Below are 23,615 nucleotides of genomic sequence, written 5' to 3'. Positions count from 1 at the left end.
GCGCGACGCGCCGCCGACGAGGCAGAGACATCTGAGCGACGTCCCTCACCTGGAGAATCTCGCAATGACGGAACGACAGCGGCTGGGCGTCGGAATGGTGGGCTACGCCTTCATGGGCGCCGCCCACTCCCAGGCGTGGCGCTCGGTGAACCGGTTCTTCGACCTCCCGCTGGAGGTCGATCTCGCCGCGGTGTGCGGCCGTGACCAGGAGAAGGTCACGGCCGCGGCCGCGAGGCTGGGCTGGCGCTCCCACGAGACCGACTGGAAGGCGCTGCTGCGCCGCGACGACGTCGACCTGGTCGACATCTGCACTCCCGGCTCCAGCCACGCCGAGATCGCGCTCGCCGCGCTCGCCGCCGGCAAGCACGTGCTGTGCGAGAAGCCGCTCGCGAACACCGTCGAGGAGGCGCGGGCGATGGCCGAGGCCGCCGAGCGGGCGGCGGCGGCGGGAGTGCGCTCGGCGGTCGGCTTCAACTACCGACGGATCCCCGCCGCGTCGTTCGCCCGCGACCTGGTCGCCGCCGGCCGGCTCGGCACCCTGCGCCACGTGCGCGCCGTCTACCTGCAGGACTGGCTGGTCGACCCCGAGTTCCCTCTGGCCTGGCGGCTGCGCCGGGAGATCGCCGGGTCCGGCGCGCTCGGCGACATCGGCGCGCACATCGTCGATCTCACCCAGTTCATCAGCGGCCAGCGGGTCACGGGCGTCTGCGCGATGACCGAGACCTTCGTGCGGGAGCGGCCGCTGCCGGCGGCGGCGTCCGGCCTGTCGGCCAGCGGGCTGTCCGCTACCGGGCCGGGTGGCGGCAGTGGGCAGGGCGGCGGCGGTACCGGAACCGTGACCGTGGACGACGCGGCGCTGTTCCTGGCCCGGCTCGACGGCGGGGCGCTCGCCAGCTACGAGGCGTCCCGGTTCGCGCTCGGCCGCAAGAACGGGCTGCGGGTCGAGGTGAACGGCTCCGAGGGCTCCCTGGTCTTCGACCTGGAACGGCTCAACGAGCTGGAGTTCTACGACGGCCGGGTGGACGGCGAGACCGCCGGCTTCACCCGCATCCTGGTCACGGAGCCAAACCACCCCTACCTGGACGCCTGGTGGCCGCCCGGCCACGCCCTCGGGTACGAGCACTCGTTCACCCATGAGGTGCGCGACCTGGTGGCCGCCATCGCCGCCGGCACACCGCCGACCCCGAGCTTCACCGACGGCCTGCAGGTGCAGCTCGTCCTCGACGCCGTCGACCGCAGCGCCGCGGACGGCTCGTGCTGGGCACCCGTCGAGAACTGACCGCGAGCGAAGGTCACGAGGAAGGTAGGGACAGATCATGGCGCGACCGGTCACCCTGTTCACCGGCCAGTGGGCGGACCTGCCGTTCGAGGAGGTCGCCCGGCTGGCCTCCGGCTGGGGCTACGACGGCCTGGAGATCGCCTGCTGGGGTGACCATCTCGACGTTCGGCGGGCCGCCGAGGACGACGCCTACGCCCGGTCCCGGCTCGACATCCTGGAGAAGAACGACCTGAGGGTCTGGGCGATCTCCAACCACCTGGCCGGGCAGGCGGTCTGCGACGACCCGATCGACGTTCGCCACCGGGACATCGTGCCCGCCCGGGTGTGGGGCGACGGCGACCCGGATGGCGTGCGGGCCAGGGCCGCCGAGGAGATGATCGCGACCGCGCACGCCGCGGCGCGCCTCGGGGTGGACACCGTCGTCGGCTTCACCGGGTCGGCGGCGTGGAAGTACGTGGCGATGTTCCCGCCGGTGTCACAGGAGCTGGTCGACGCCGGCTACCGCGACTTCGCCGACCGGTGGAACCCGATCCTGGACGCGTTCGACGCCGCGGGCGTTCGGTTCGCGCACGAGGTGCACCCGAGCGAGATCGCCTACGACTACTGGACGACGGTGCGGGCGCTGGACGCGATCGGCCGGCGGCCGGCGTTCGGGCTGAACTGGGACCCGAGCCACTTCGTCTGGCAGGACCTCGACCCGGTCGGGTTCCTCTGGGACTTCCGCGACCGGATCTACCACGTCGACTGCAAGGACGCGAAACGCCGGGTCGGCAACGGCCGCAACGGCCGGCTCGGTTCCCACCTGCCGTGGGCGGACCCGCGGCGCGGCTGGGACTTCGTCTCCACCGGCCGCGGCGACGTCCCCTGGGATGACTCGTTCCGGATGCTGAACACGATCGGCTACGACGGGCCGATCTCGGTCGAGTGGGAGGACGCAGGCATGGACCGCCTCGCCGGGGCACCGGAGGCGCTGGCCTTCGTCCGCCGGCTCGCCGTCGACCCGCCGTCCGCCGCGTTCGACGCCGCCTTCAGCTCCGGTGGCTGACCTGCCGGTCTCGCGACGAGATCGATTCCCTGGCGGAAATCGGACGGCGTCAGGGGATTCTCGGCGCGACAGTCCATCTAGGTTCGCCTATCGAACCTAGATGGTAGGGTGCCGCCATGACGATCGCGGACCCGTCCACGCCGCCCTCGTCGGAGTCGGTGCCACCGGAATTGTTGGTGAGCCCGCCGCCGGCCTTTGACGCCTGGGGGGAACCGCGACACAAGACCGTCAACTGGCACGACCCGCTGGCGACGGCCGCGCGCGCCGCGACCATGAGCGGTCTGGAGTTCCTGCGCGCGCTGCGCGACGGCGAGGTCCCGCCGCCGCCCATCGCCGCGATGTTCGGCTTCCGGCCCGTGGGCGTCGAGCCGGGAGACGTCCGGTTCGCGTGCACGCCGGACGAGTCAGCTTACAACCCGATCGGGGTCGTGCACGGCGGGCTCGTCTGCACCCTGCTCGACACCGCCGCGGCCTGCGCGGTGCACTCCACCCTGCCAGCCGGCGTCGGGTACACCTCCATCGAGATCAAGGTGAACTACCTGCGCCCGGTGCGGGTCGAGCCGGGCACGCGGACCGATCTGGTCGCGCACGGCTGGGTCACCAAGCCGGGGCGGCGGGTGGCCTTCGCGGAGGGTGACGTCCGCGACGAGGCCGGCCGGGTCGTCGCGACAGCGAGCACGACCTGCCTGATCTTCCCGCTCACGGGGTAGCGAGCCCGGACCCAGGGTTCTTCCGTGCTCCAGCCGCCATCGGCCCGCCGCGTGGTTACCCGCGCGCCTACTCGGCGGCGACCACCTTCAGCTCGGCGTGGCCGTGATCGTGTTCGTGTTCATGGTCGTGGCCGCAGCCGCAGGCGTCGTCGTCGGCAAGGGCGTCGGCGAACTGCTCGATGCGCTCGAACAGGTCATGGGCGGCCGGGATCAGCGAGTAGTACTCGTGCATCATGTGATCGGCGAGGAAGATCGACTGAGTTCCGACCTCCTGGCCGACCAGCGCCCGCGCCTCGTCAAGGATCTTCTTGAGCGACGCACGCTCGGACTCGTCCAGGTCGTCGTCATCCTCGAGCGAGCTGACCAGGTCATCGTCGATCGTGAGGGGGCCGACGTACGCCTCGGCCGGCTCGAGGTCCTTCGCGGCCTCGAGGAAACCCTGGAGGTCGTCCTCCCAGCTGACGACCGGAAGGTCCTCATCGACCTCCGGCTCATCGGCGACGACGGCAATCCCGAGCGCCCGCAGCGACTCGGTCACCTCCCGCACCTCGACTGCCGTCATCAGTGCTCTCCTCTGCTCGGGCCGGCCAGATGGCATCCGGGGCCGCTCACGTTCCGTCGTCTCGACGGGACCCTACCGGTCCGCCTCCGCGGGCCAGGACAAGGAACCACTCCCCCGCGCCGCCCCCACCAACCGCCCGAGCCCGCGGGGCCGGACGGCACGCGCGCCGTCCCCGCGTTCCGCGGAACGCCAAGATCGCCAGCACCGCTCCCGGCAACGTTCACCCGGCCTCCAGCCCGGAAGATCGCCAGGACCGTACTGGGATCCGAACTCCGAGCCCCGGCCGGTTCGGATCCCAGTACAGTTCCGCCGATCAAGCTCACAGCGTGACGAGGTCACCGGGCCAGCCTTGCCAAACGGGCGCCTGAAGCGCCACTAGGGCCGGCACTCGGTCTACGGCCGGGCGGTGCTAGTCGTTCGCTCGACGCGACGGGTACACGGGTGGGAGCGCTCGAGACTCCGCCCGGCCAGTTCCCGTGACCGTCTCCGGTGCCAGTCCCCTGGCATAGCGCCCAGGCGCGGTCCCCACCATGCGGATGAGGTGGCGCGTCAGGTGGGACTGGTCGTAGAACCCAGCCATCGCGGCCGCCTCCGCCGGGCGGTGGCCGGCGAGGAGCAGGCGGCGGGCCAGGTCGAGACGGCGGCCGATCAGGTACTGGTGCGGCGGCAGACCGTACTCCCGCCGGAAGGCGCGCACGAGGTGCGCCGGGTGGGCGTTCAGCGCCTGGGCCGCCTCGTCGAGTGACAGGCCCCGCGGCACGCTCCCGTCCAGGAGGTCCCGCAACCGGCGGGCCACCCCGGAGTCCCGGCGGACGGGCGGGTCGCCGAGCCGGGGGCGCAGGTGCCCCAGCAGCCGCTCCCGGATCAGCGCAAGCCGGCTCTGCGCCTCGAACAGCTCATGCGGACGAGCGAGCAGGTTGTGCAGTTGATGGACCTCGCGGCGCAGAGCCGCATCCCGCAGGCTCGGAGCGTCGACCGCCGCGCCGACCAGGCCGTCGTCGAGTAGGGCGCGGTCCAGGTACAGGACCCGCTTGCGAAATCCCTCCGGACGGACCGAGCGGCCGTCATGGGGAACGTGCGGCGGCAGCAGCGTCACGAACGGGGGCAGCGCGCCGTGCTCACGCCGATCGAGGTCGTACCGCACGACCCCCTCGTCGAGGACGAGCAGTGTCCAGGCGTCGTGGGTGTGCGACGGATACGCGTGCTCGGTGAAACGGGCGTGGAAGACCTCGACGATTCCGCTCACCGAAGGCCGCCACGCCGCGATGTCCGAACGTCCGGCCACGTCAGGAACGTACAAGACAGCCGCGCCGGCGCCGTACAGATTGCACCCATGTCAACAGACGGGCCTGTCCCCTTCACCACCAAGATCGCCGTGATGGTGCGCGACGATCTGGCGACCTGGCAACGACTCAACGTCTGCGCGTTCCTCGCCAGCGGCATCGCCGCCGCGGATCCGGAGCTGATCGGCGAGCCGTACGCCGACGCCGACGACACGCGCTACCTTCCGATGTTCCGCCAGCCAGTCCTCGTCTTCTCGGGGTCGAAGGAGACCATGACGGCAGCGCACTCCCGCGCGCTGGCACGGGGCATCGCGATGGCCGTCTTCACCTCCGACCTGTTCGCGACCGGGAACGACCACGACAACAGGGCAGCCGTGCGGGCGGTCCCCCGCGATCAGCTCGACCTGGCGGGACTCGCCCTCCACGGCCCGCGGAACGCCGTCGACAAGATCCTCAAAGGCGCCCGCCTGCACACCTGACCGACGGCGAGTCGGCCTGGGCGGCTCGGCGTCTTGCGCGATCTATCCGGGGGGCAGACATTCGGGACATGCATCCGGTGGTCGACGTCGTGCTGGAGCCCGGTCTGCGCTACACGGAGACGATCGAGTCGGGTGCGGGTAACCGGGCCGTGCGCTACTGCCGGCTCGTGGCAGGCGAGGACACGCCGGTCGGCGAGCTGGAGGTGCATTCCTTCCGGTGGCGGTTCGCCGACCAGGGGCCAGGCCCGGCCTGACGGTGGGTCCGCCCGGACCAGCCGACAGCCGGACAAGCGCCAGACGGTCGGACGAAGCCCGGACGGCCGGACGAAGGCCACATGGTCGGACGAAGGCCGCGCGCGTGGCCGGGAGCCTCCTACGATGCGACCGCGTCGCCGCCGACGACCGGCCGGCAGACGGCGTTGCCGCCCTGCTCACCGCGGGTGGTGGTACGCCGTCCGGCGGCCTTCTCCCGCGAATGAGGAACTGCCATGATGATCGATGATCGCGACGCCGCTCACCCAGACCGGGCACTCGCCGCCGTCCTGGACCATCGCGTCCCACAGCTTTGGCTCGCCTGCTTCGTCGCGAGACTCCCTCGGCCTACCGTGGCAGTGCCCTCAGGCCGTCGCCGGTCAGCAGGTAGCCGGGCGCGACGGTGGCGGCGTCGGCCCGCGCCAGGTCGACCAGGGCGGTCCCGGCGATCTCGGGGGTGAGGGGCTCGCCCAGCTGCCGGAGGTAGTCATCCTCGGACTGGCCGCCGCGCGCCGCGTAGGCCCGGACCGCGGGCTGCCCGAGACCGGTCAGTGGCGTGAGCCGGGGAAGCACCGCGGTGAAGGTGATTCCCAGGCCGGCGCGGTCCGCCTCGTCGCGCGCGTAGCCGGTGATCAGGTGCTGGGTGGCCTTGGCGCCGGCGTATCCGCCGCTGAGCGGGGACCCGGCCAGCGCGGCGCCACTGCTGACCACGACCACTGTGGCGCCAGGCCGCAACGGCCGGAGCAGGGCCTCCCGGAGCCAGTGGAACGCGATCCGGACGTCGGTGTGCCAGTTGGCCGAGAAGGTCTCCCAGGTCTGGTGGTGCAGCGGACGCATCAGCGGGCTGGCGCCGGCGACCAGAACGACGATCGACGGCTCGTAGCGGTCGAAGAGGCTCCCCGCCGCCGCGGCGTCGGCGGCGTCGGCGACCTCGGTCCGGATGCGCGCGTCGGTGGCGGCGAGCTCCGCGAGCGCCGCGCCGGTGCGGGCGACCGCGACAGTCGGGGCACCCGCCTCGGCGAAGGTCCGGGCGATCCCCCGTCCCAGGCCCCGGCTCGCGCCGACGACGAGAGTGGTCCGGTCCGAAAGGTCATTCATGCTGTCCTCCGGTCGATGCTGTCGGGATCGGGGTGAGGTCGTGGCGACCTGGGACGGCCGCGGCGGCGAGGATCCCGACCGCGGAGAACGCCGCCCCGATCCACACGGCCGTGGTGAAGTGGTCGACGAACGTCCGCGTGGATGTGTAGACGCCGGAGCCCGCGAAGACGGAGGCCAGGATCGCGATCCCGAACACGCCGCCGATCTCGCGCACCGAACTGTTGGTGCCCGACGCGACGCCCATCTCCGAGGCGGGCACCGAACCGACGACCGCGTTGGCGACGGTCGGGAAGCACAGCGATATCCCGACACCGGCGACGCCGAGCGCCACCGCCAGCCACCGGTAACTCATCCCGGGTTCGGCGATGGCGGCGATCCAGCCCAGCCCGACGGCCTGCAGGGCCAGGCCGACGACCAGGAAGGGACGATTCCCGAACCGGTCGGCCAGCGCGCCGGCGATGGGCGCGACCACCATCGGGGCACCCGTCCACGGCAGGGTCCGCAGGCCCGCCGCGAGTGGCGAGTATCCGAGCCCGGTCTGCAGGAACTGCATCATCAGGAACAGCACGCCGAACAGCGACGCGTACATGAAGAAGCTGACGCCGTTGGCGGCGTTGAACGCCCGCGACTGGAACAGCCGCGCCGACAGCATCGGCGTCGCGGTGCGCCGCTCCCACACCAGGAACGCCGCGACCAGGACGAAGCCTGCTCCGAGCGCGCTGATGGTCTGTCCACTGTCCCAGCCGACCCGGCTGGAGCGGATCAGGCCCCAGGTGATGCCGAAGAATCCGGCGGCGGCCAGCACCAGCCCGACGATGTCGAGTTGCGACCGGGGACCGAAGCTCTCGTTAAGCCGGGCCATGGACAGCGGTACCAGCGCCAGGCCGACGGGGACGTTGAGCCAGAAGATCCAATGCCAACTGATCCCGCCGACGATGGCGCCGCCCACGACCGGCCCGAGCGCGACCGCCAGCCCGGTGATACCGCCCCACAGCCCGATCGCGGCGCCCCGCCGGTCGGCCGGGAAAGCTTCGCTGATCAGGGTCAGCGTCATGGGCATGATGGCCGCCGACGCCACGCCCTGCACGCCGCGGGCCGCGATGAGCACGCCGACGCTCGGTGATAGCGCCGCCGCGGCGGAGGCAAGGGTGAACCCGAGCAGGCCCATCCAGTAGGTCCGTTTGCGTCCGTACCGGTCGCCGAGGGCGGCCCCGGTCAGGAGCGCGACCGCGAACGCCAGGTTGTAGGCGTTCACCGTCCATTCGAGATCGCCGAGATCGGCGTGCAGGCTCGCCCGCAGCGCGGGCAGGGAGTTGGCCACCACCAGCGTGTCGAGCGCGGTCATGAACACCCCGAGCGAGGCCAGGACCAGCGTCCAGGCCCGCCGCGCCGGCTGGGCGCCCGGCTCGGTGGGCAGCGTGGTCGGGGCTCGGTCGCCCCGGTCCAGGCCCGGTGCCGGTGCCGGCTCAACGCCGGGCCCGGTAGTCGTCGATGACACTGACATGTCGCGTCGTTCTCCTTCGGTTCCGCCCTCATGGGCGTTCGCACGTCGTCGACCGCCGAGGCCGCCAGGTCGCACGGCGGTCCGCGGCCGGTACGGATGCGTTCGAAGGAACAGAACCGACGCTCGCCGGAAACTGGGCGGCCCGACGGCGACCAGTTCCGCTCACGCCCGGGGTCAGTAGGTGGAGAGACGACCAGACGGAGGTGGCAGATGTCGGCGGAACTGCTCCAGCGGGCCCGCGACGGCGACCGCGACGCGTTCGCCGACCTCGTCGAGCCCTACCGCGGTGAGCTGGCCGTGCACTGCTACCGGATGCTCGGTTCGCTCCAGGACGCGCAGGACGCGGTGCAGGAGACGATGCTGTCCGCCTGGCTCGGCTTGGCCGGCTTCGAAGGGCGTTCCTCGGTGCGGACCTGGCTGCACCGGATCGCCACCAACCGGTGCCTCAACCTGCTGCGCTCGTCCACGCGGCGGCCGACGACGGCGTCGCCCCTGCCCGCGCCGCCCCTGCCCGCGCCGTCGCCGGAGCCGACTCACCTGGGTGAGGTCCCGTGGCTGCAGCCGTATCCGGACGCCCTACTGGAGGGGCTGCCCGACGAGGCGCCAGGGCCCGAGGCCCAGTACGCCTCCCGCGAGGCGATCTCGCTCGCGTTCGTCACCGCGGTCCAACTGCTGCCGCCAAACCAGCGGGCCGTCCTGATCCTGCGAGACGTGCTCGGGTACCGCGCGAGCGAGACCGCCGACCTGCTCGGGCTCACCGAGGACGCGGTCACCAGCGCGTTGCGACGCGCCCGCGCGACGATGGACGCGGCCCGCTCGCCCGGCCCGCCGCCGCCGGTGCCCCGGAGTCCCGAGGAACGCGCGCTGCTCGACCGCTTCGTCGCCGCCTTCACCGACCTGGACGTCGACGCGCTCGTGGCGCTCATGACTGACGACGCCTGGGTACGGATGCCGCCGCTGCCGTTCGAGTACCGCGGCCGCGAGGCCATCCGCCAGTTCTTCACCGCCGTCCGCTCCCGCCTGCGGCGGATCGATCGCCTGGTGCCCGTGCGCGCGAACGGCCAGCCCGCGTGGGGCGAGTACCTCCGCGATCCGGTCACCGGCGGCCTGCACCTCGCCGGGATCATTGTGATCGATGTCGCCGGCGACCTGGTCCGGGAGATCACCCGCTTCGAGACAACGGTCGCCCCGCACTTCGGCCTGCCCCGGACCCTCGACTAAAGGTGCGTCTCACGGGGACCCATACGACGGTCGGCTCGATCGGCCCACCCGCCGGGTTCGCGTAACATCGCCGCCGCGACCGGCGCTTCGTGGACCGCGTCGTCGGGCTCGACGGTGTCCCCGAACATCGGCGATCTCGACGACGGCACGCCCCGACCTTGCGGCGGCACGACCGGCCTGCCGCCTGTGGGTGCCTGGCCGTCGCGGGTTGTTCCCGTACGCGCCGGTCGTCGACTGTGCCCAGTCCTGGCATCCCACAGGCCGCCGCCCGCCTCGGCGTGCTCGGCGGTATCGGTCAGGCCGTGACGGCGCGCAGCACCACGACGATGACGGCGAAGGCCCCGACGCCGATCGGCGGTACCAGGGCCGCCCCCAGGAATCGCACCCGTAGGTGCAACGCGACGGCGCCGGCCATCAGCAGCGCGGCGCCGACGGCCGCGGCGACGCCGAGGGGCGCCCGCCACAACCCGGCCACCAGGCCGACGGCGGCGAACGCCTCCGGGAGACCGACCGCGGTCCACAGCCACGGCGGCACGCCGAGGCGGTCGCGCAGCAGCAACGTCTGCTTGTCCGGGTTGGCCTTGCGGACCGCGGACTGTGCCATCACGGCGGCGAGGAGCAAGGACAGCACGGCGGTGAGAATGAACATGGAACACCCTTCGCTATAGTGTCGATGAAATGAGGTGAGCATGACTGTAGCGAAAGAATCGCGGCCCTACCATGCCCCGCGGCGGGCAGAACAGGCCGCGGCGACCCGAGAGGCGATCATCTCGGCCGCGTCGGTGTTGTTCGCCGAGCACGGGTACGCCCCCACCACGATGGCGGCGATCGCGAAGCGGGCCCGGGTCACGCCGAAGTCGGTCTATGCGGTGGCCGAGAAACCGCAGCTGCTGCTGCTCGCCGTCGACCGGGCGATCGTCGGCGACGACGAGCCGGTCGCCCTGGCCGACCGGCCGGAGATGCAGGCGCTGTTCGCCACCCGCGATCCGGATGCGCAGGCCAGGCTCGCCGCCCGGATCGGTGCGCCGACCCTGCTGCGGCTCTACCCGATCTACCGCGCGTTCGAGCAGGCCGCCGTTACCGACCCAGCGCTGCGAGAGGCGTGGCGCGAATCCCAGCGCCAGCGCCACGACGACGTGCGGCGGGTCGTCGGTGCCGTGGCCGAGGCCGGCGGCCTGCGGCCCACCCTGTCCGTCGACGACGCCACCGACACGCTGTGGGCGCTGGTGGGCTGGCACGCGGTCGCGCTGCTCGTCGAGGAGCGCGGCTGGGACCTGGCCCACCTCACCCGCTGGCTCGAAGACGTCTTCGTGTCACTGCTCGGTCCGGCATCCGAGGACGACCGCCGTTGAGGGACGGCGTGGACGACGACATAGTGCTGGCCGCGCTCGCCGCCCTCGCCGACCGGATCCCGCCGCTGACCGTCTGGGGCGCGCAAGAGACAGCGTTCCCCTGGAAGACTGCTGGGCAGCCCGCGGCGATCGTCAGCAGAATGAGGCGGGGCCGCGGCTGTACGCGGCCGTGGGGACCGGTGGCGGCGGAGAGCGGAGCGAAACGGATGCACACGGTGGGGATCGTGCTGCACCCTCTTCGCGACTCGGCTGAAGCGGTGACCGCCATCGTTGACTGGGCCGCCGTCCGCGGTGCCCAGGTGCTCGGCGTCGACGAGGAGATCCGGCGGTTGCGATGCGCCGCCCTTCCGGTGCCGGCGGCGGAGCTGGGCCGTCGTAGCGACCTGATCGTCAGTCTGGGCGGCGACGGCACGATGCTGCGGGCGATGCGGCTGGCCGACGGCGGACACGCGCCCGTGCTCGGCGTCAACCTCGGCAGGCTGGGCTTCCTGGCGGAGGTCGACGTACCCGATCTGCCCGACGCCCTGTCCGCGATCGACCAACATCTGTATACGGTCGAACCGCGGCTCGCGGTCGACGCCGAGGTGCACGGCGAGACGGTCAGCGCGTTCAACGACGTCGCTGTCGTGCGAGTACCCGGTCACGGCAGCGCCGCGGTCGCCCTGCGGGTAGGCGGCCGGCCGTTCGTCAGTTACGCCGCTGACGCGGTGGTCGTCGCCACGCCAACCGGATCGACCGCCTATAGCTTCTCCGCCGGGGGGCCGATCGTCAGTCCGTCGGTCGAGGCGCTTCTCGTCACCCCGGCGGCTCCGCACTCGGCGTTCAACCGCGGGCTCGTGCTGTCGGTGCATGACGCGCTTGCTCTGGACGTTCTGCCGGCGAGCGGTCGGCTCGCGGTCGAGGTCGACGGCCGCGTGTCCGGCTACGTCGAGCCGGGCGCATGCGTCATCCTGCATCCGCGGCCCGCCGCGGCCCACGTCGTCCGCCTCGGCCGGACGACCTTCTACGAGCGCGCACAACGCAAGCTGCGGCTGATGGGATCAGCCGAGGTCGAGCCGACGCCGACCTGGCCGCGCGACGGCCGTCCCACACCGTCATGACCCGCTGACCCGGTCAGGGCATCGACGCGTCCGTCGCGGGGACGCGGGTCCGGGTAGCCAGAGTCGTCGCTGATCTCGTGGACCGGCCGAGGTACCTGAGCCCCGGTTCGCGGTGGCCGGCCACCGCGGTCGATCGGCAGGGCTGGGGAATGCTTGCGGTGTGGTGCCGAGCCCTGCCGCCGCCTCATGACGAGCGACCCGCCCCGTCCTCCGGTTCCCGCGCCCGCTGGCCCGAGCCGGATCGGCGCGGTGTTCGGCGTGGCCCGCCCTCGCGGGCGGCTGCGGATAGCCATGGTCTGCGCAATCGCGTTCGCCGTGCCGTTGACTGTCGGTGAACTTGCCGGAAAGCCGCAGGACGGACTTTTGGCGACGTTCGGTGCCTTCATCGCCGCCTACTTTCCGGACGCGGCCTTGGCCTTCCGAGCACGGGCACTACCGGTGATCGGAGTCGGCCTCGCCCTGTCCGCCGCGATCGGGGTAACCGCGGCGGGAGCCAGCTGGACGATCGCGGTGGGGATCTCCGGACTGGCGGCCTTGGCGACCCTACTCGTGCGCGCGTTCGACGTGCCCGCTCCTGGGGCATACCCGTTCATTATCAGCTGCGCCGTGGCGACGCAGCTTCCGCAGGACGTCGAGCGGATCGGGGAACGCGTCGCGCTCACGCTGGCCGGCGCCGGTTTCGCCTGGCTGCTGACGATATCCGCGTCGCTCCCGGACCGGCACGGGCCGGCGCGGCGGGCAGCCGCGACGGCCCTGACCAGCCTCGCCGACATGCTGGAGGCGATCGGCACGCCGGACTACGACTCCGCGCGGCACAACGCCGCGCAGGCCGTTCGCCACCTCAGGACGGTGCTCAGGGAAGGCTCCGGGCAGGACCGGAGCAGGCGAGCACTGTCGGCGGTGGCATACGGGGCGCAGCACGTGTTCGACGCGTCCGTTTCCTACGCGACCGTGACCCGGGAACCGGTCCCACCCGCTCTCCCCGCAACCCTGCGCGAACTGGCCGCCGGGATCCAGGTCGACGCTGGTGGCACCGGTGCCGACCTGGTCGACCAGGACCAGGACCGTGCCGGCCTGCCAGGCGTGGGGGCGGCGGCCTCGAGGGCGCGAGCCGGCCTCTGTGCGGCCGTCGCCGGGCTGGCTCATCCCGCGCCGGACCGGCCGGCGGCCCCACTACTGCCCGCCGCCCGGGCCGAGCGGCGCCGGCGGTTGGACCGGGACGCCCTGGCCTGGCCACTGGCGGCCCGGGCCGGCCTGGCCGGGCTCGTCGCGGCGGCGCTGGCGATCGCCGCCGGGGTGGACCATCCCTACTGGGCTCCGGCCGCCGCGGCCACGGTGGTGCAGGGGACGACCGTCCGCGCCGCCGGCCGACGGTCACTGCAGCGGGCCGCGGGGACGGCCATCGGAGCGGTGGTCGCGCTGGGCATCCTCAGCGTGCAGCTGCCCGCCTGGTGGCTGATCGCCATGATCGCCGTGTTGGAGGGGGCCGCCCAGGTCCTCATGGCGGCGAACTACGCACTGGCCACGGTGCTTATCACACCCTTGGCCCTGATCCTCGTGGAGTTCGCCAGACCGGGCACGCCCCCAGCCGAGCTGGTCGCACCACGACTGCTGGACACGCTGCTGGGCTGTGCCGTCGGCCTTGTCGTCGTCCTGCTGCTCTGGCCGCACGCCGCCGAACGCAGGCTGCCGCGGGCAATGGCGGACTCCCTCGACGCGACCGGCGACCTGCTCATCCTCCGGCTCACGGCAGGCGGTGAAGGCCCAGGCGACGCCAGTCGCGCGGCGGGAGTCACCGATGCCCGCGAACGGCTGGAAACGGCCCTCGCCCGGATGACCGCCCTGCACGTCGACGCCGAGGACGAGTGGATACGCGGACCACGGACGGCCGACCTGCTCTGGCCCGCCGTGGTCGCCGCCCGCCGGCTCGGCTATCTGGTGCTGGCCGATCCGGCCGGTCTCCACGGGTCGCTGCCTGCCGGACCGACCGCCGTCCGCGCCGCGTTCCAGGCATGCGCGGACGCGATGACCGGCCTTCCGGTGTCCGGCGGAGATCCGATGTCCGCGCTGCCCGCCTTCACCCCCTGCGGACCGAGTTCGCCGCCTTGGCCGAGGCTGTGACGGTCGCCCGGGCGGCCGGAGCGCTACCCCCGTCCGGCGAGACTTCCTGACCCGGACGAACCCGTCGACCGCACAGCAACGGATCCCGCACCCACGGCGACGTGACCCTCCATCGCCACCGGGTTCACCCAACGCCCGACCGGCATGACAGGCTGAGGCCTGTGACAACTGTGGGCGTCTCGCTCGTTATTGACGGCACCATCGAGCACCGGGTCGACATCGGCGGCCTGGTGGACGCCCCTGCGCCCTGGGATGCCCGGATAACCGCGTTCATGCGGGACATCCAAGGATGGATCACTCAGGGCGACGTGACGGCGTTCCCACTGGATGGCGGCGGCCAGGTGGTCGTGTCGTGGCGAACAGTCCGGACGGTCGAGGTCCGGCCGTAGCCCCGCGGGCGGTCACCGATCCAGATGGCCGCCGGCGTCCATGGCGACCGGAGCGGGCCGGTAGCCGAGAATTCTGGCCCGCTCCTTTCTGTACCACTTGACGTCCCGGGCGAGACCCGACCGCTCGAGCGACCAGATCAGCCATTTCGTGGGATCGGGACGCAGGCCGGACCCGTGGACCACGCACCCCGGAATCACGTGATGCATCCAGTGCCATCCCTCACCCATGGTCGGGAGCGCGATCACGGCGAAGTCACGAGCCAGGCGAGCGGTGCGGACCGCTGACGGCTTCCGGCTGCCGTGAGTTCCCCAGATGTGGCAGACGGAGTTGATCGAGGCCGTGAAGTGGAACAGCAGAAAGACCCGGAGGAAGCCGGCGACGAGGAGCCCGTCGAGCTGCCAGCCGGTCGCGGCCCACGGGATCAGGAAGCTCAACACCGCCGGCACCGCGTAGTACTGACGCTGCCACCGCACGAGCAGATCGACGTCGTTGCGTTGGTCGAACGGCTCGGGAAGCTGTTGATGTACCATCATCCAGCCCACGTGCGAATGCCACAGACCCATCCAAAAACCGTCGTACTGGTTCGGCGTGTGCGGGTCGAGATCCCGCACATCGGTGTGCGCGTGATGGGCCAGGTGCGTTCTGCGCCAGCTTTCCAGGGTCCCCTGGATGGCCATGGCGCCTGTGAAGAGCAGGATGGCGCGGAGAACCGCCGAGCACCGGAAGCCCTCGTGCGTCAGGTATCGGTGGTATCCGACCGTGACCCCGAAGCCGGTCACGAAATAGCTGCCGACCGTCCAGGCGAGAACGTCATGGCTGACGCCGTGATAGACAACACGCCCGACGGCCACGGCCGCCAGTACGGTCAGCACAGCCAACCACACGAGGTTCAGCGTGATGACGCCCGATCTGGGTGGCGCGCTCTCGTGCGATCCGTCGATGCGAGGGCGGGTGGACGTTCCCCTGCCATCACGGGAGTGCCTCGAAGGCGCCGACGACGATTGGCGGTCCAGAATCACCACGCGACGTCCGCGATCACCGGGACCACACCGATCCGGCGGGGACCGAGACCGCAAAGAACTCGGCCGGCGGGAAACGCATACCGCTCTACTTCGGTAAACAGATCGCCACTCCCTGCGTTACGAGGATCTTGCCCAGTCCCGTCAGCCTGTCATCCGCGAGCAGCCGCCGAAAGGACAATCGGGTGAAACCGCCGTGTCGTCCGGGTGAGTCCGTTGGAACGGCTGGGGGAATATCCCGTCGGGTAGGTCTGTCTATGCCGGGCCGTCGCCGAGGCGTGCTCGCAGTTCGGCGAGCGACCGTCGCTGGCGGCCGGCCCCGTCGAAGTTGTCGTCCGCGAGCCAGGCTTCGAGCGCCTTGCGGACAAGGGGCCACTCGTGGTCGGCGATCGAGTACCAGGTGGTGTCCCGGTTGCGCCCCTTGACGACCAGGGCGTTGCGCCAGGTGCCCTCCTCCACGAAGCCCAACCGGGTGGCGGCCACGCGGGAGGGCTGGTTGAGGCTGTCGCACTTCCACTCGTACCTGCGGTAACCAAGGTCGTCGAAGGCGTACCTCATGAGCAGGTACTGCACCTCGGTCGCGGCTCGGGTCCGCTGCAGCGACGGCGCGTAGATGATCCCGCCGACCTCGATCGACCCGACGTCCGGCTGGCTGCGCAACAGCGCCACCCGCCCCTGGAACACCCCGCTGGCCAGGTCCACGATCGCGAACGCGCATGTGTCCGCCCGCTGGGTCATGACAGTGATCCCTAGGGCCGCCTCCTCCGCGTCGGCCGGCGCGTCGTCGCCTTGGTAGGTCCACAGCTGGGGATGCGGGCTCAGCTGCTCGACCACCTGCCGCGCATGTTCCTCGACGGACAACGGGCACAGACGCACCGAGCGCCCGGTGAACACCCGCGTCCATGGCGGTCGCGCTCCCGACCAGCTGACTGGATCTCCTACCAGCTGTCCCAGGTCGTTTCGTCGCGGCATGCCACCCATCATCACCGACCCGCACGACACCGCCGCCTCCACAGGCCCGGGCCAGGAACAGCGGACGTGCGGTCCCTTACGCGCCGCACCCGGCCATATGGCCAAAGGCCAGTGGGCCGAGGCGGTGAACGCCGCTCGCTGGCCGGTCACCGTTGCCACTCGCGCGGCGAAGGCCACGCGAGCTCCGCTCCGCCGGGGGTCAGCTGCTGGCGGCGGCCTTGGCCAGGGTCGGCTTGAGCTGCTCGAGCTGCCACGGGATGTTGAGAATCGTCGGGTTGTTCACCGCGCCCGCCGTGAAGGCGTCGACCTCCAGGACCCGTCCCGCCCTGACCGCCGGGATCTCGGTGAACAGCTTATTGCTGTCCATCTCGGTCTTCAGGTCCGGGGTGGCGTACCCGATCAGCACGAAGTCGGCGTCCAGCGCGCTGAGCTTCTCCATGCTCAGCGAACGGTCGACCACGTTCTCCGTGACGCCCGGCGCGAGCTTCATGCCGAGCTCGGAGTAGAGCTGGACCGAGACCGTCTCCGGGTCGTCGATGACCGCCAGGCCACCCGGCTCGTAGTAGAAGGAGTAGCTGAACGTCTTTCCGGCCAGGCCGGGCAGGCCCGTCGCGGTGTCCTTAATGATCTTACCGGTGGCCGCGATCGCCTTCGCGGTGTCGGCCTCACGGCCCACGGCCTTGCCGATGATGGTGCTGTTCTCCTGCCAGGTCGCGATACCGGCGTCGTCGGTGAAGCCCACGGTCGGCGCGATCTTGGACAGCCGGTCGTAGTAGTCCGCCAGACCGTAGAAGTTCGTGGCCAGGATCAGGTCGGGCTTCAGCGCCGCGATCTGCTCGAGGTTCAGGTCCCCGGCGGTGTCGAGCGCGGTGCTCTTCGAGAGGTCGACCTTCCCCGTCAGCCACGGGAAGACGCCGTCGGGCTTGTACTCGTTCTTCCCGTAGGCGATCGGCGTGATGCCGAGCGCCGCCAGAGTGTCCTCTTCGTAGCTGAGCGCGATGATGCGCGTCGGCTCGGCCGGGACCACCGCGGTGCCGAACTTGTCCTTCAGCGTGACCGGAAAGCTGCCCGAGGCCGCGCTCGCCGGCGCCGGCGTCCCGTCGCCGTCGTCGCTGCCGCCGCAGCCCGCCGCGAGGGCGAGCGCGATGACGGCGAGGAAAAACGCCGGAATGAGTTTCAGTCTGTTTCGCACTCTTTCTCGTTTCCATGGTCAGGCCGCGCGCCTGGACAGCTCGCGGTCACGGGTGAGATTGCGCGGCTGGTCGACCTGGGATGTCGTCCACCTGCGTCGCGCCGAATCAGGGTTATCGCCGTCCGACGGATGGCGTCCGTGGGCGGGCGGTCGCTGACGCCGATTCGGTCAGAGCGCGGCGGTCCACCTTTCCGCCGGCGGTGACCGGGAGCGTGTCGAGCACGGTCACGACGCTCGGCACCATGTATTGGGGAAGCAGGTCGGCGCACCAGGCCAGCACCTCGTCGGCGAACGGCTCACCCGCCGTCCCCGGCGCCGGGGAGCCCCCGGCACGGTCGGCGGCGGTCGCGCCGGCATCGGGGACGACGAAGGCGAGCAGCCGGGGCGCGGCGGTGTCGCGGGACACCGCGACCGCCGCCCGCCGTACCCGGGGGTGCGTGGCGAGCGCCGCCTCCACCTCTTCCAGCTCGAGCCGCATCCCGCGGATCTTCACCTGGTTGTCGGCCCGGCCAACGAACTCCAGCCAGCCGGCGGCGTTCCAGCGGGCGAGGTCCCCGGTCCGGTACATCCGCTCGCCACCGCCCACGAACGGGTTCGCGACAAAACGCGCGGCGGTCAGCGGCCCGTTGTTCACATAGCCCCTGCCGAGCAGAAACCCGGCCACGTACAGTTCACCGACCTCGCCGTCGGGCACCGGTGCCATCGTGTCGTCGACGACGTGGAGCTGGGTGTGCGGGTTGGGCCGGCCGATCGACGCGGCGAGACGCTCGGCGTCGTCCTTGTAGATCACGTGGGAGACGCCGATCGTCGTCTCGGCCGGTCCGTAGCCGTGGTACATCGCCGTACCGAGCTGGGCGCGGAACCGGGCGAAGAGCGCGGGCGTCAGCACCTCTCCGCCGCACCAGACATGCCGCAGCGAGGCCAGCGCCTCCGTGCCCTCCGCCGCCTCCAGCAGGATGTCCAGCATCGACGACACCAGGTAGACGAAGGTGACCCGCTCGCCCTCGATCAGGTCGACCAGGTATCCCGGGTCGAGCTCGCCGTCCGGCTCCGCGATGACCAGCCGGCCGCCGCAGACCAGCGGCAGCAGGATCTCGTTGATCGAGATGTCGAACGACAGCGGCGCCTTGAACAAGGACGCGTCGTCCGGGCCGAAGCCGAACAGGTCCGTCACCTGCCACCGCAGCCGCTCGGCGATCGCGTCATGCCGGATCATCGCCCCCTTGGGAGCGCCGGTCGACCCTGAGGTGAAGATCACGTACGCCAGCCCCGCCGGTGGGATCGGCAGATCGAGCGGCTCGGCCGACTCGGCGCCCCAGGACCAGGCGTCCAGGTCGACCGGGACGGCCGGCACTCCGTCGACCAACCCGCCGTCGACCAACCCGCCGTCTACCAGGCCGCCGTCTACCAGGCCGCCGGGCGTGGCCGGCGCCTCCGCATCGGTCACGATCAGCCGGGCCCGCGCGTCGGCCAGCACCCGCCGGCGCCGCTGGTCGGGCCATCCCGGCTCGATCGGGACGAAGGCCCCGCCGGCGACCATGACCGCGAGCAGCGCGACGACCATTTCGGCGGACCGGACCAGCCGGATGCCGACGATGTCCTCCGGGCCGAGGCCCCGGGCGCGCAGTACCCGCGCGAGCTGGAACACCCGCGCCCCGAACTCCCCGTAGGTCATCCGCGCCCCGGGAGCCACGACGGCGGTCGCCTCCGGCGTGCTCCGCACCTGGGCCGTGAACAGATCGACGACGGTCGTGATGGCCGCGGGCACGCTGAAGTCGTTGAAGTTCTCGAGCGTCGCCGGTCCGTCGACCGGCCGGGCCGGCAACGCACCGTCGCCAGAGCGCGAACTCACCATCGTTCCCCTCGGTCAGCGGGCAAGATCCAGCCTGCCCCGGCACACACACGGCCAACTCCCGAGGGCGGCGGAGGCCAAGTCGGACCTGACGCGCAGGAAGATTAGCAGGTAAGCCTTACCTACACAAGAGTTAGCCTTACCTAACAAACCTTTTTCGGGTGATCACGGACTGCCTCCAGATGCCAGGTCCGCCGGGCGACCGCCGCGTGGGACCGTCCCCGCCCGGCCGCGAGACCGTAGCCTCTGTTCAAGGTCTTTCATTGCGGATGTTGGGGTATCCGATGGGGAGTCTTCTTGCGGTCAATCTCGCCGTCGTCCGGAATGACGCGTGGACCGGGCGGAAGGGCCGGAGCGGGATCGACAAGCGTCCCGTCAGCGGGCCGGTGCGCGTCGGCCGTGTCGGCCTGACCGGGGACACCATCTGCGACCTCACGTTTCACGGCGGTGTCGACCGCGCCGCGTACGTCTACGCCCAGGAGGATTTCTCCTGGTGGGAGAGCGCGCTTGACCGCGGCATCCCTCCCGGCAGTTTCGGCGAGAATCTGACCTCACTGGGGATAGATGTCACCGGTGCTCTGATCGGCGAGATGTGGGCCATCGGGTCCGCGGTGCTCCAGGTGACGGCGCCGCGCATACCATGCCGCGTGTTCGCCGGCTTCTGGGACGTCCCCGACCTCATTCAGCGTTTCATCCAGCGCGGCACGCCCGGCGCGTACCTCCGGGTTCTGGGTGAAGGAGACGTCTCCGCCGGGGACCCGATCAGGATTCTGCGCCGGCCCGATCACGGGATAACCGTCGGGCAGGTCTTCCAGGCGCTCACGACTGATCCCGACCAGCTCCCCGCCCTCGCCGGGGTCACGCGGCTCCTGGCGGAGGACGTGCGGAAGAAGGTCGAGCGGCGGCTCGCTCCGCCGGCTCCCGTCGGAGGCGAGCTTCATGATCTGGTGTGATTTTCGAAGTGATAGCCCGAAAATCACACCAGATCATGAACGGCTCACACGTTCTGGGCCAAGGTGCGTCGCACGGCTTTCTGCGTGAGGGGTGCCGGTGCCGAAGCTGTCGAAGGTCGAGGTGTGCGCGGCGATCCGCGACGACCGCCGCCCGGAGCCCATTCCCGAACGGCGCTCCGCGGCCCGCCACGGAACGATCAGGTGGTCTGGGACGACCGGCCGGTCGTCCCAGACCAGGGCACGACGAGCACATGCCCGAGCCCTGGGTGACGTGGTCGCGTCGGCGGGCTCAGAACTTCAGGTACATGTCGTCCGGAATGATCGGCTGGTGGTAGGTGCACGATCCCGACAGCACGGTGGACCCGTGCAGCCGCGACTTCGGAATCAGGATCTTGTCGCCGTCACTCAGCGCGATCTTGTGGGTGACGTTGTTCCAGAAGTGCATGTCACCGGACTCGATCATGACCAGCCGGTGCTCGTCGTGGACGTGCGTCGTCGACGTCTCGTCGCAGGACTCGACGAACGTGTCCAGGTCGACCTCGATCCGCTCCGCCGTCAGGTATGCGTCGATGGCCTCGGCCTTCGCCTTGTACTCGTCGATCGAGTCCGCCCACGCCAGCTGCGCGGCTAGGTCCCGGTCCCACAGGCGGGCGAGGTGGGCCGCGTCGGCGAAGCCGGTGTGGAAGGCGGCCAGCGCCGCGTCGCCATACAGCGCGAGCAGCGGGGCGAGGAGCGTGTCGACCAGGACGTCCAGCGCCGCCGGGGCCACCGCCGGAACCGACGCGAAGAGGGCCGTCCGCTCGCCGAGGCCGTCCTCGACCGCGTCCGCCCACGCGGTGGCGACGGCCACGTCGTCGATGCGCTGGTGCACGAACGCGCCGAGCAGCTCCGCGTGCCGTCGCGGCGACCGGGACAGCTGGTGGAGATGGTTGCCGCGGGCCAGCGAGGTGTTCAGGTAGAGCTGCCAGTACGCCCCGGCCCCCGGGGTGAGCCGGGCCGCGGCGAGCAGGGCCGTCCACGCGGCCGAGCTGGCCACCCAGCGCTGGTAGTCGCCGAGGAGCAGCGCCCGGGCGGCGGGCTGGGCGAGGTCGTACTCGCCGAGTGACGCCCGGGCGGTCGCGGCGCGCCCCGCCGGCAGGTAGGCCGAGAGCTGCAGCAGCGCGAACGTCGTCGCCTCCCGCCGGTCGCGGGTGCCGCGCAGCACCGCGAACGCATCCCCGGGACGGTCCCGGCGCTCCTCCCAGTAGCCGTGCAGCTCGCGCAGGAGCCCGCCCAGGCGCTTGTGACCCGCGCCGGCGCCGGCGTCGGTCCCGCCGGCCGGCGCTGTCTCGGGGTTGGCGGCAGGTTCCGCCGGGCTGCCCGGCACGGAGGGGCGCTGGTGCGCCAGGAACGAGAACAGGTGGTGTTCGAGAATCGGCTGGGCGAGCGCGCCGCGCAGCCGGTTCGCCTCACCGTAGAAGTCCGCCGCGTCGCGCTCGGCCGCCGCGTCGCGGCTCGGCGGCAGGTACAGCAGGTCCGCGTCGTAGATGTTGCGCAGCATCCGGTGCCCGAGCAGCCCCGAGAGCTTCAGCACCTCCTCGGGCCGCAGCGGGGTGCCGTAGTCCAGCCAGGCCAGGTCGGCGGGCCGGACCGGGCGCCGGTACGGGTCGTCCTCGGTGGTCAGCTCCTCCCACTCGGCCGGGCGGAAGGCCGGGTTCGACGCGAACGAGCGCACCAGCGCGTGCGCGCCCGGCCCGCGCCGGGCGGCTTCCACCCGGCGGGCCAGGTCGTCGAACCCGGCTGGGCCGACGGGTCCGGACGGGCCGGGCCGCTCGGCCGCCTCGTGCGGGTGGACCTGTCCGGCCGCGGGCGGAGCCGGCGCCGTGGCCAGCGGGGCTGTGTCGAGTGGCGCTGCGTCGAGTGGGCTGTCCGGCCTGCTGAGCTCGGCCAGCGTCGTCTGGTCCGGAGTCATCGGATTCCTCTCCCGGCGGGGCTGGTGGTTGGGGCGTGCTGCCGGTCCTGGCTGTCGACCGGGCCGAGGAACTCGACCTCACCGTCAGCGCGGAACCCGGCCAGGTCTCCGGTGGCCCGCAGCACACCGAGCAGCGCGACCACCAGGGCGGCCGCCCACTGCACGGGCACCCCGACGGTCATCTCCGGGCCGGCCTCGGCGTCGTCGCCGGACCGGTGCGAGGAGGGGGTTGAGGGCCGGCTCGCGACCATCGGCAGTGTTCCCTTCAGTTCCACGATGAACGACAAGGCGCTGGTCGGCGACGGTGGGCGACCGGCGGTGCGCGCCCTACCTCTTGCTGTCTGCGTGGGCCGGTTCCGCCGCGGTCAGCCGGAACTCGCCGCGACCGGCTCGCGGTCCCGCGTGGAACGGGCACCTGGCGGGGACCGAGGCGTCGTCGCGCAGGAAGTACTGCTTCCACTCCCGGTTGGCGGGATCACCGTACGAGCCCAGCAGCGGGGTCGAGTCCACCTTGTCCATCCGGCGGAGGCGCTCGCGGATGGTCCTGCGGGCGGCGGCGCCGCGCGGGGTGTGCGGCTCCAGCCCCTCGAAGACCCAGCGCGGCTGGAACGTGATGTTGAAGACCGGGCTGCTCCGGCTGCGCAGCCGCTGGTGGGCCGGCGTGTTGCAGACGACGAAGATCGGGGTGCCGCGGAAGCTGAACTCCCAGCCCGGTGTGTCGGTGTCGGTCGGGATGTCCGACGGCCAGGGCTCGCCGTCGCTGTCGTGCAGGTACCGCAGCAACGACCAGAACCGCCGCTCGTACCCGAGGACGTCGTCGGTCCACTCGCCCACCGTCTCGCCGCCGGACCCGACGAACACGACGAGTGAGGTGTTCCGGGATATCGACTGGTAGACCGAGAGGTAGGTGGCGAGTATGTCCGGCAGAACGGACCAGGTCCGCTCGTCGTCAAGGTCGTCGACGAAGCCGAACCGCAGCCCGCCCCGGTTCGCCGCGGCCGTCGCGAAGATGCAGGGGAACGGCTCGGCGCTGGACCGCAGCGTCGCGATCATGTCCCGCGCGCAGCCGGTGCCCCATTCCGGCACCGGACCGATGGCCAGGTCCAGGATCTCCTCGCGGTGCGCATCCTGCGCATCCGTCGTGCCGGCCATGCTCGCCCCACTGAGTTTCAGCCTGTCTCGCACTGTGGTTTCTCTCTTTGGTCAGCCGCGGGCCGGTCCCGACCCGGGTCATGGCGTGGCTCGGTTGCGTGGCTCGGTTGGAATGGCTTGGTCGGGGC

23 protein-coding genes are annotated in these 23,615 nt (G+C 71.5%); 11 read left to right on the top strand and 12 right to left on the bottom strand.

The features are described from left to right. The first annotated feature begins 64 nt into the window (after window positions 1-64). From QOZ89_RS07850 to QOZ89_RS07840, 3 genes are all read left to right on the top strand, one after another. Window positions 65-1,279: a Gfo/Idh/MocA family protein gene (locus tag QOZ89_RS07850; RefSeq protein WP_071051155.1), complete on the top strand. Its 1,215-nt coding sequence runs from the start codon at window positions 65-67 to the stop codon at window positions 1,277-1,279. A gap of 37 nt (window positions 1,280-1,316) precedes the next feature. Continuing rightward, window positions 1,317-2,324, top strand: a complete 1,008-nt coding sequence (locus tag QOZ89_RS07845) for a sugar phosphate isomerase/epimerase family protein (RefSeq protein ID WP_071051154.1) — start codon at window positions 1,317-1,319, stop codon at window positions 2,322-2,324. 116 nt (window positions 2,325-2,440) lie between these two features. Continuing rightward, window positions 2,441-3,034, top strand: a complete 594-nt coding sequence (locus QOZ89_RS07840) for a PaaI family thioesterase (RefSeq protein ID WP_083419251.1) — start codon at window positions 2,441-2,443, stop codon at window positions 3,032-3,034. A gap of 67 nt (window positions 3,035-3,101) precedes the next feature. Here the strand turns inward: QOZ89_RS07840 and QOZ89_RS07835 are convergent, their stop codons facing one another. Both QOZ89_RS07835 and QOZ89_RS07830 read right to left on the bottom strand, forming a co-directional pair. Next, window positions 3,102-3,596, bottom strand: a complete 495-nt coding sequence (locus QOZ89_RS07835) for a hypothetical protein (protein ID WP_071051153.1) — start codon at window positions 3,594-3,596, stop codon at window positions 3,102-3,104. Between the two features lie 409 nt (window positions 3,597-4,005). Next, window positions 4,006-4,881: an AraC family transcriptional regulator gene (locus QOZ89_RS07830; RefSeq protein WP_083419250.1), complete on the bottom strand. Its 876-nt coding sequence runs from the start codon at window positions 4,879-4,881 to the stop codon at window positions 4,006-4,008. Between the two features lie 48 nt (window positions 4,882-4,929). Here QOZ89_RS07830 and QOZ89_RS07825 point away from each other — a divergent pair, with 48 nt between their 5' ends. Then, complete coding sequence (locus tag QOZ89_RS07825; RefSeq protein WP_071051151.1) at window positions 4,930-5,358, top strand: DUF2000 domain-containing protein; 429 nt, start codon at window positions 4,930-4,932, stop codon at window positions 5,356-5,358. A 68-nt stretch (window positions 5,359-5,426) separates the two neighbouring features. After that, entirely contained in the window at window positions 5,427-5,612 is a 186-nt protein-coding gene (locus tag QOZ89_RS07820; protein ID WP_071051150.1) for a hypothetical protein, read from the top strand. A gap of 346 nt (window positions 5,613-5,958) precedes the next feature. On the opposite strand, the gene QOZ89_RS07815 is transcribed toward QOZ89_RS07820, so the two are convergent. Both QOZ89_RS07815 and QOZ89_RS07810 read right to left on the bottom strand, forming a co-directional pair. Next, window positions 5,959-6,708: an SDR family oxidoreductase gene (locus tag QOZ89_RS07815; protein ID WP_071051149.1), complete on the bottom strand. Its 750-nt coding sequence runs from the start codon at window positions 6,706-6,708 to the stop codon at window positions 5,959-5,961. Beyond that, complete coding sequence (locus QOZ89_RS07810) at window positions 6,701-8,212, bottom strand: DHA2 family efflux MFS transporter permease subunit (RefSeq protein WP_312623408.1); 1,512 nt, start codon at window positions 8,210-8,212, stop codon at window positions 6,701-6,703. The genes QOZ89_RS07815 and QOZ89_RS07810 overlap by 8 nt, the downstream gene beginning before the upstream one ends. A 210-nt stretch (window positions 8,213-8,422) precedes the next feature. On the opposite strand from QOZ89_RS07810, the gene QOZ89_RS07805 reads away from it, so the two are divergent. Beyond that, a complete protein-coding gene (locus QOZ89_RS07805; protein WP_071051147.1) occupies window positions 8,423-9,433 on the top strand; it encodes a sigma-70 family RNA polymerase sigma factor in 1,011 nt (336 codons plus the stop codon). Window positions 9,434-9,728: 295 nt separating this feature from the next. Here QOZ89_RS07805 and QOZ89_RS07800 read toward each other — a convergent pair whose 3' ends face one another. Continuing rightward, window positions 9,729-10,082: a DoxX family protein gene (locus tag QOZ89_RS07800; protein WP_071051146.1), complete on the bottom strand. Its 354-nt coding sequence runs from the start codon at window positions 10,080-10,082 to the stop codon at window positions 9,729-9,731. Between the two features lie 40 nt (window positions 10,083-10,122). On the opposite strand from QOZ89_RS07800, the gene QOZ89_RS07795 reads away from it, so the two are divergent. From QOZ89_RS07795 to QOZ89_RS07780, 4 genes are all read left to right on the top strand, one after another. After that, window positions 10,123-10,785 (top strand): TetR/AcrR family transcriptional regulator, encoded by a 663-nt coding sequence (locus QOZ89_RS07795; protein ID WP_071051145.1) that lies wholly within the window; start codon window positions 10,123-10,125, stop codon window positions 10,783-10,785. Further along, on the top strand, window positions 10,782-11,885 hold the full coding sequence (locus QOZ89_RS07790; RefSeq protein WP_312623407.1) for an NAD(+)/NADH kinase: 1,104 nt from the start codon (window positions 10,782-10,784) through the stop codon (window positions 11,883-11,885). The genes QOZ89_RS07795 and QOZ89_RS07790 overlap by 4 nt, the downstream gene beginning before the upstream one ends. 291 nt (window positions 11,886-12,176) lie before the next feature. Then, complete coding sequence (locus tag QOZ89_RS07785; RefSeq protein ID WP_312623406.1) at window positions 12,177-14,006, top strand: FUSC family protein; 1,830 nt, start codon at window positions 12,177-12,179, stop codon at window positions 14,004-14,006. A gap of 161 nt (window positions 14,007-14,167) precedes the next feature. Further along, window positions 14,168-14,395: a hypothetical protein gene (locus tag QOZ89_RS07780; protein WP_071051142.1), complete on the top strand. Its 228-nt coding sequence runs from the start codon at window positions 14,168-14,170 to the stop codon at window positions 14,393-14,395. Window positions 14,396-14,407: 12 nt separating this feature from the next. Here the strand turns inward: QOZ89_RS07780 and QOZ89_RS07775 are convergent, their stop codons facing one another. The 4 genes from QOZ89_RS07775 to QOZ89_RS07760 form a co-directional block, all read right to left on the bottom strand. Then, the gene (locus tag QOZ89_RS07775; protein ID WP_312623404.1) at window positions 14,408-15,415 is read right to left on the bottom strand and encodes an acyl-CoA desaturase; all 1,008 of its coding nucleotides are present in this window, start codon (window positions 15,413-15,415) and stop codon (window positions 14,408-14,410) included. Between the two features lie 255 nt (window positions 15,416-15,670). Next, complete coding sequence (locus QOZ89_RS07770; RefSeq protein ID WP_312623403.1) at window positions 15,671-16,387, bottom strand: GNAT family N-acetyltransferase; 717 nt, start codon at window positions 16,385-16,387, stop codon at window positions 15,671-15,673. 199 nt (window positions 16,388-16,586) lie between these two features. Further along, window positions 16,587-17,579 (bottom strand): iron-siderophore ABC transporter substrate-binding protein, encoded by a 993-nt coding sequence (locus QOZ89_RS07765; RefSeq protein WP_312623402.1) that lies wholly within the window; start codon window positions 17,577-17,579, stop codon window positions 16,587-16,589. Window positions 17,580-17,691: 112 nt separating this feature from the next. Further along, entirely contained in the window at window positions 17,692-19,434 is a 1,743-nt protein-coding gene (locus tag QOZ89_RS07760; protein ID WP_312623401.1) for an amino acid adenylation domain-containing protein, read from the bottom strand. A gap of 281 nt (window positions 19,435-19,715) precedes the next feature. Between QOZ89_RS07760 and QOZ89_RS07755 the strand changes: the two genes are divergently transcribed. Then, the gene (locus QOZ89_RS07755) at window positions 19,716-20,384 is read left to right on the top strand and encodes an MOSC domain-containing protein (RefSeq protein WP_071051140.1); all 669 of its coding nucleotides are present in this window, start codon (window positions 19,716-19,718) and stop codon (window positions 20,382-20,384) included. Between the two features lie 289 nt (window positions 20,385-20,673). Here QOZ89_RS07755 and QOZ89_RS07750 read toward each other — a convergent pair whose 3' ends face one another. From QOZ89_RS07750 to QOZ89_RS07740, 3 genes are read right to left on the bottom strand one after another with little or no spacing between them, the layout of a single operon-like run. Further along, the gene (locus QOZ89_RS07750) at window positions 20,674-22,335 is read right to left on the bottom strand and encodes a cupin domain-containing protein (protein ID WP_312623400.1); all 1,662 of its coding nucleotides are present in this window, start codon (window positions 22,333-22,335) and stop codon (window positions 20,674-20,676) included. Beyond that, entirely contained in the window at window positions 22,332-22,622 is a 291-nt protein-coding gene (locus QOZ89_RS07745) for a hypothetical protein (protein ID WP_312623399.1), read from the bottom strand. The genes QOZ89_RS07750 and QOZ89_RS07745 overlap by 4 nt, the downstream gene beginning before the upstream one ends. 40 nt (window positions 22,623-22,662) lie before the next feature. Further along, the gene (locus QOZ89_RS07740; RefSeq protein WP_312623398.1) at window positions 22,663-23,487 is read right to left on the bottom strand and encodes a YqcI/YcgG family protein; all 825 of its coding nucleotides are present in this window, start codon (window positions 23,485-23,487) and stop codon (window positions 22,663-22,665) included. Window positions 23,488-23,615: the final 128 nt, after the last annotated feature.

This window comes from Pseudofrankia coriaricola (assembly GCF_032027725.1).
Taxonomy (GTDB): domain Bacteria; phylum Actinomycetota; class Actinomycetes; order Frankiales; family Frankiaceae; genus Pseudofrankia.
Note: the sequence above shows the minus strand (reverse complement) of the source record. Positions and strands in the feature narration are given on the sequence as shown.

Bases quoted from the DNA above. Each gene is read 5' to 3' on its own strand.
- QOZ89_RS07740 (WP_312623398.1), bottom strand. From the start codon at position 23,487: ATGGCCGGCACGACGGATGCGCAGGATGCGCACCGCGAGGAGATCCTG.
- QOZ89_RS07815 (WP_071051149.1), bottom strand. From the start codon at position 6,708: ATGAATGACCTTTCGGACCGGACCACTCTCGTCGTCGGCGCGAGCCGG.
- QOZ89_RS07810 (WP_312623408.1), bottom strand. From the start codon at position 8,212: ATGTCAGTGTCATCGACGACTACCGGGCCCGGCGTTGAGCCGGCACCG.
- QOZ89_RS07795 (WP_071051145.1), top strand. From the start codon at position 10,123: ATGACTGTAGCGAAAGAATCGCGGCCCTACCATGCCCCGCGGCGGGCA.
- QOZ89_RS07840 (WP_083419251.1), top strand. From the start codon at position 2,441: ATGACGATCGCGGACCCGTCCACGCCGCCCTCGTCGGAGTCGGTGCCA.
- QOZ89_RS07785 (WP_312623406.1), top strand. From the start codon at position 12,177: ATGGTCTGCGCAATCGCGTTCGCCGTGCCGTTGACTGTCGGTGAACTT.
- QOZ89_RS07805 (WP_071051147.1), top strand. From the start codon at position 8,423: ATGTCGGCGGAACTGCTCCAGCGGGCCCGCGACGGCGACCGCGACGCG.
- QOZ89_RS07850 (WP_071051155.1), top strand. From the start codon at position 65: ATGACGGAACGACAGCGGCTGGGCGTCGGAATGGTGGGCTACGCCTTC.
- QOZ89_RS07750 (WP_312623400.1), bottom strand. From the start codon at position 22,335: ATGACTCCGGACCAGACGACGCTGGCCGAGCTCAGCAGGCCGGACAGC.
- QOZ89_RS07825 (WP_071051151.1), top strand. From the start codon at position 4,930: ATGTCAACAGACGGGCCTGTCCCCTTCACCACCAAGATCGCCGTGATG.
- QOZ89_RS07770 (WP_312623403.1), bottom strand. From the start codon at position 16,387: ATGCCGCGACGAAACGACCTGGGACAGCTGGTAGGAGATCCAGTCAGC.
- QOZ89_RS07835 (WP_071051153.1), bottom strand. From the start codon at position 3,596: ATGACGGCAGTCGAGGTGCGGGAGGTGACCGAGTCGCTGCGGGCGCTC.
- QOZ89_RS07760 (WP_312623401.1), bottom strand. From the start codon at position 19,434: ATGGTGAGTTCGCGCTCTGGCGACGGTGCGTTGCCGGCCCGGCCGGTC.
- QOZ89_RS07820 (WP_071051150.1), top strand. From the start codon at position 5,427: ATGCATCCGGTGGTCGACGTCGTGCTGGAGCCCGGTCTGCGCTACACG.
- QOZ89_RS07800 (WP_071051146.1), bottom strand. From the start codon at position 10,082: ATGTTCATTCTCACCGCCGTGCTGTCCTTGCTCCTCGCCGCCGTGATG.
- QOZ89_RS07755 (WP_071051140.1), top strand. From the start codon at position 19,716: ATGGGGAGTCTTCTTGCGGTCAATCTCGCCGTCGTCCGGAATGACGCG.
- QOZ89_RS07845 (WP_071051154.1), top strand. From the start codon at position 1,317: ATGGCGCGACCGGTCACCCTGTTCACCGGCCAGTGGGCGGACCTGCCG.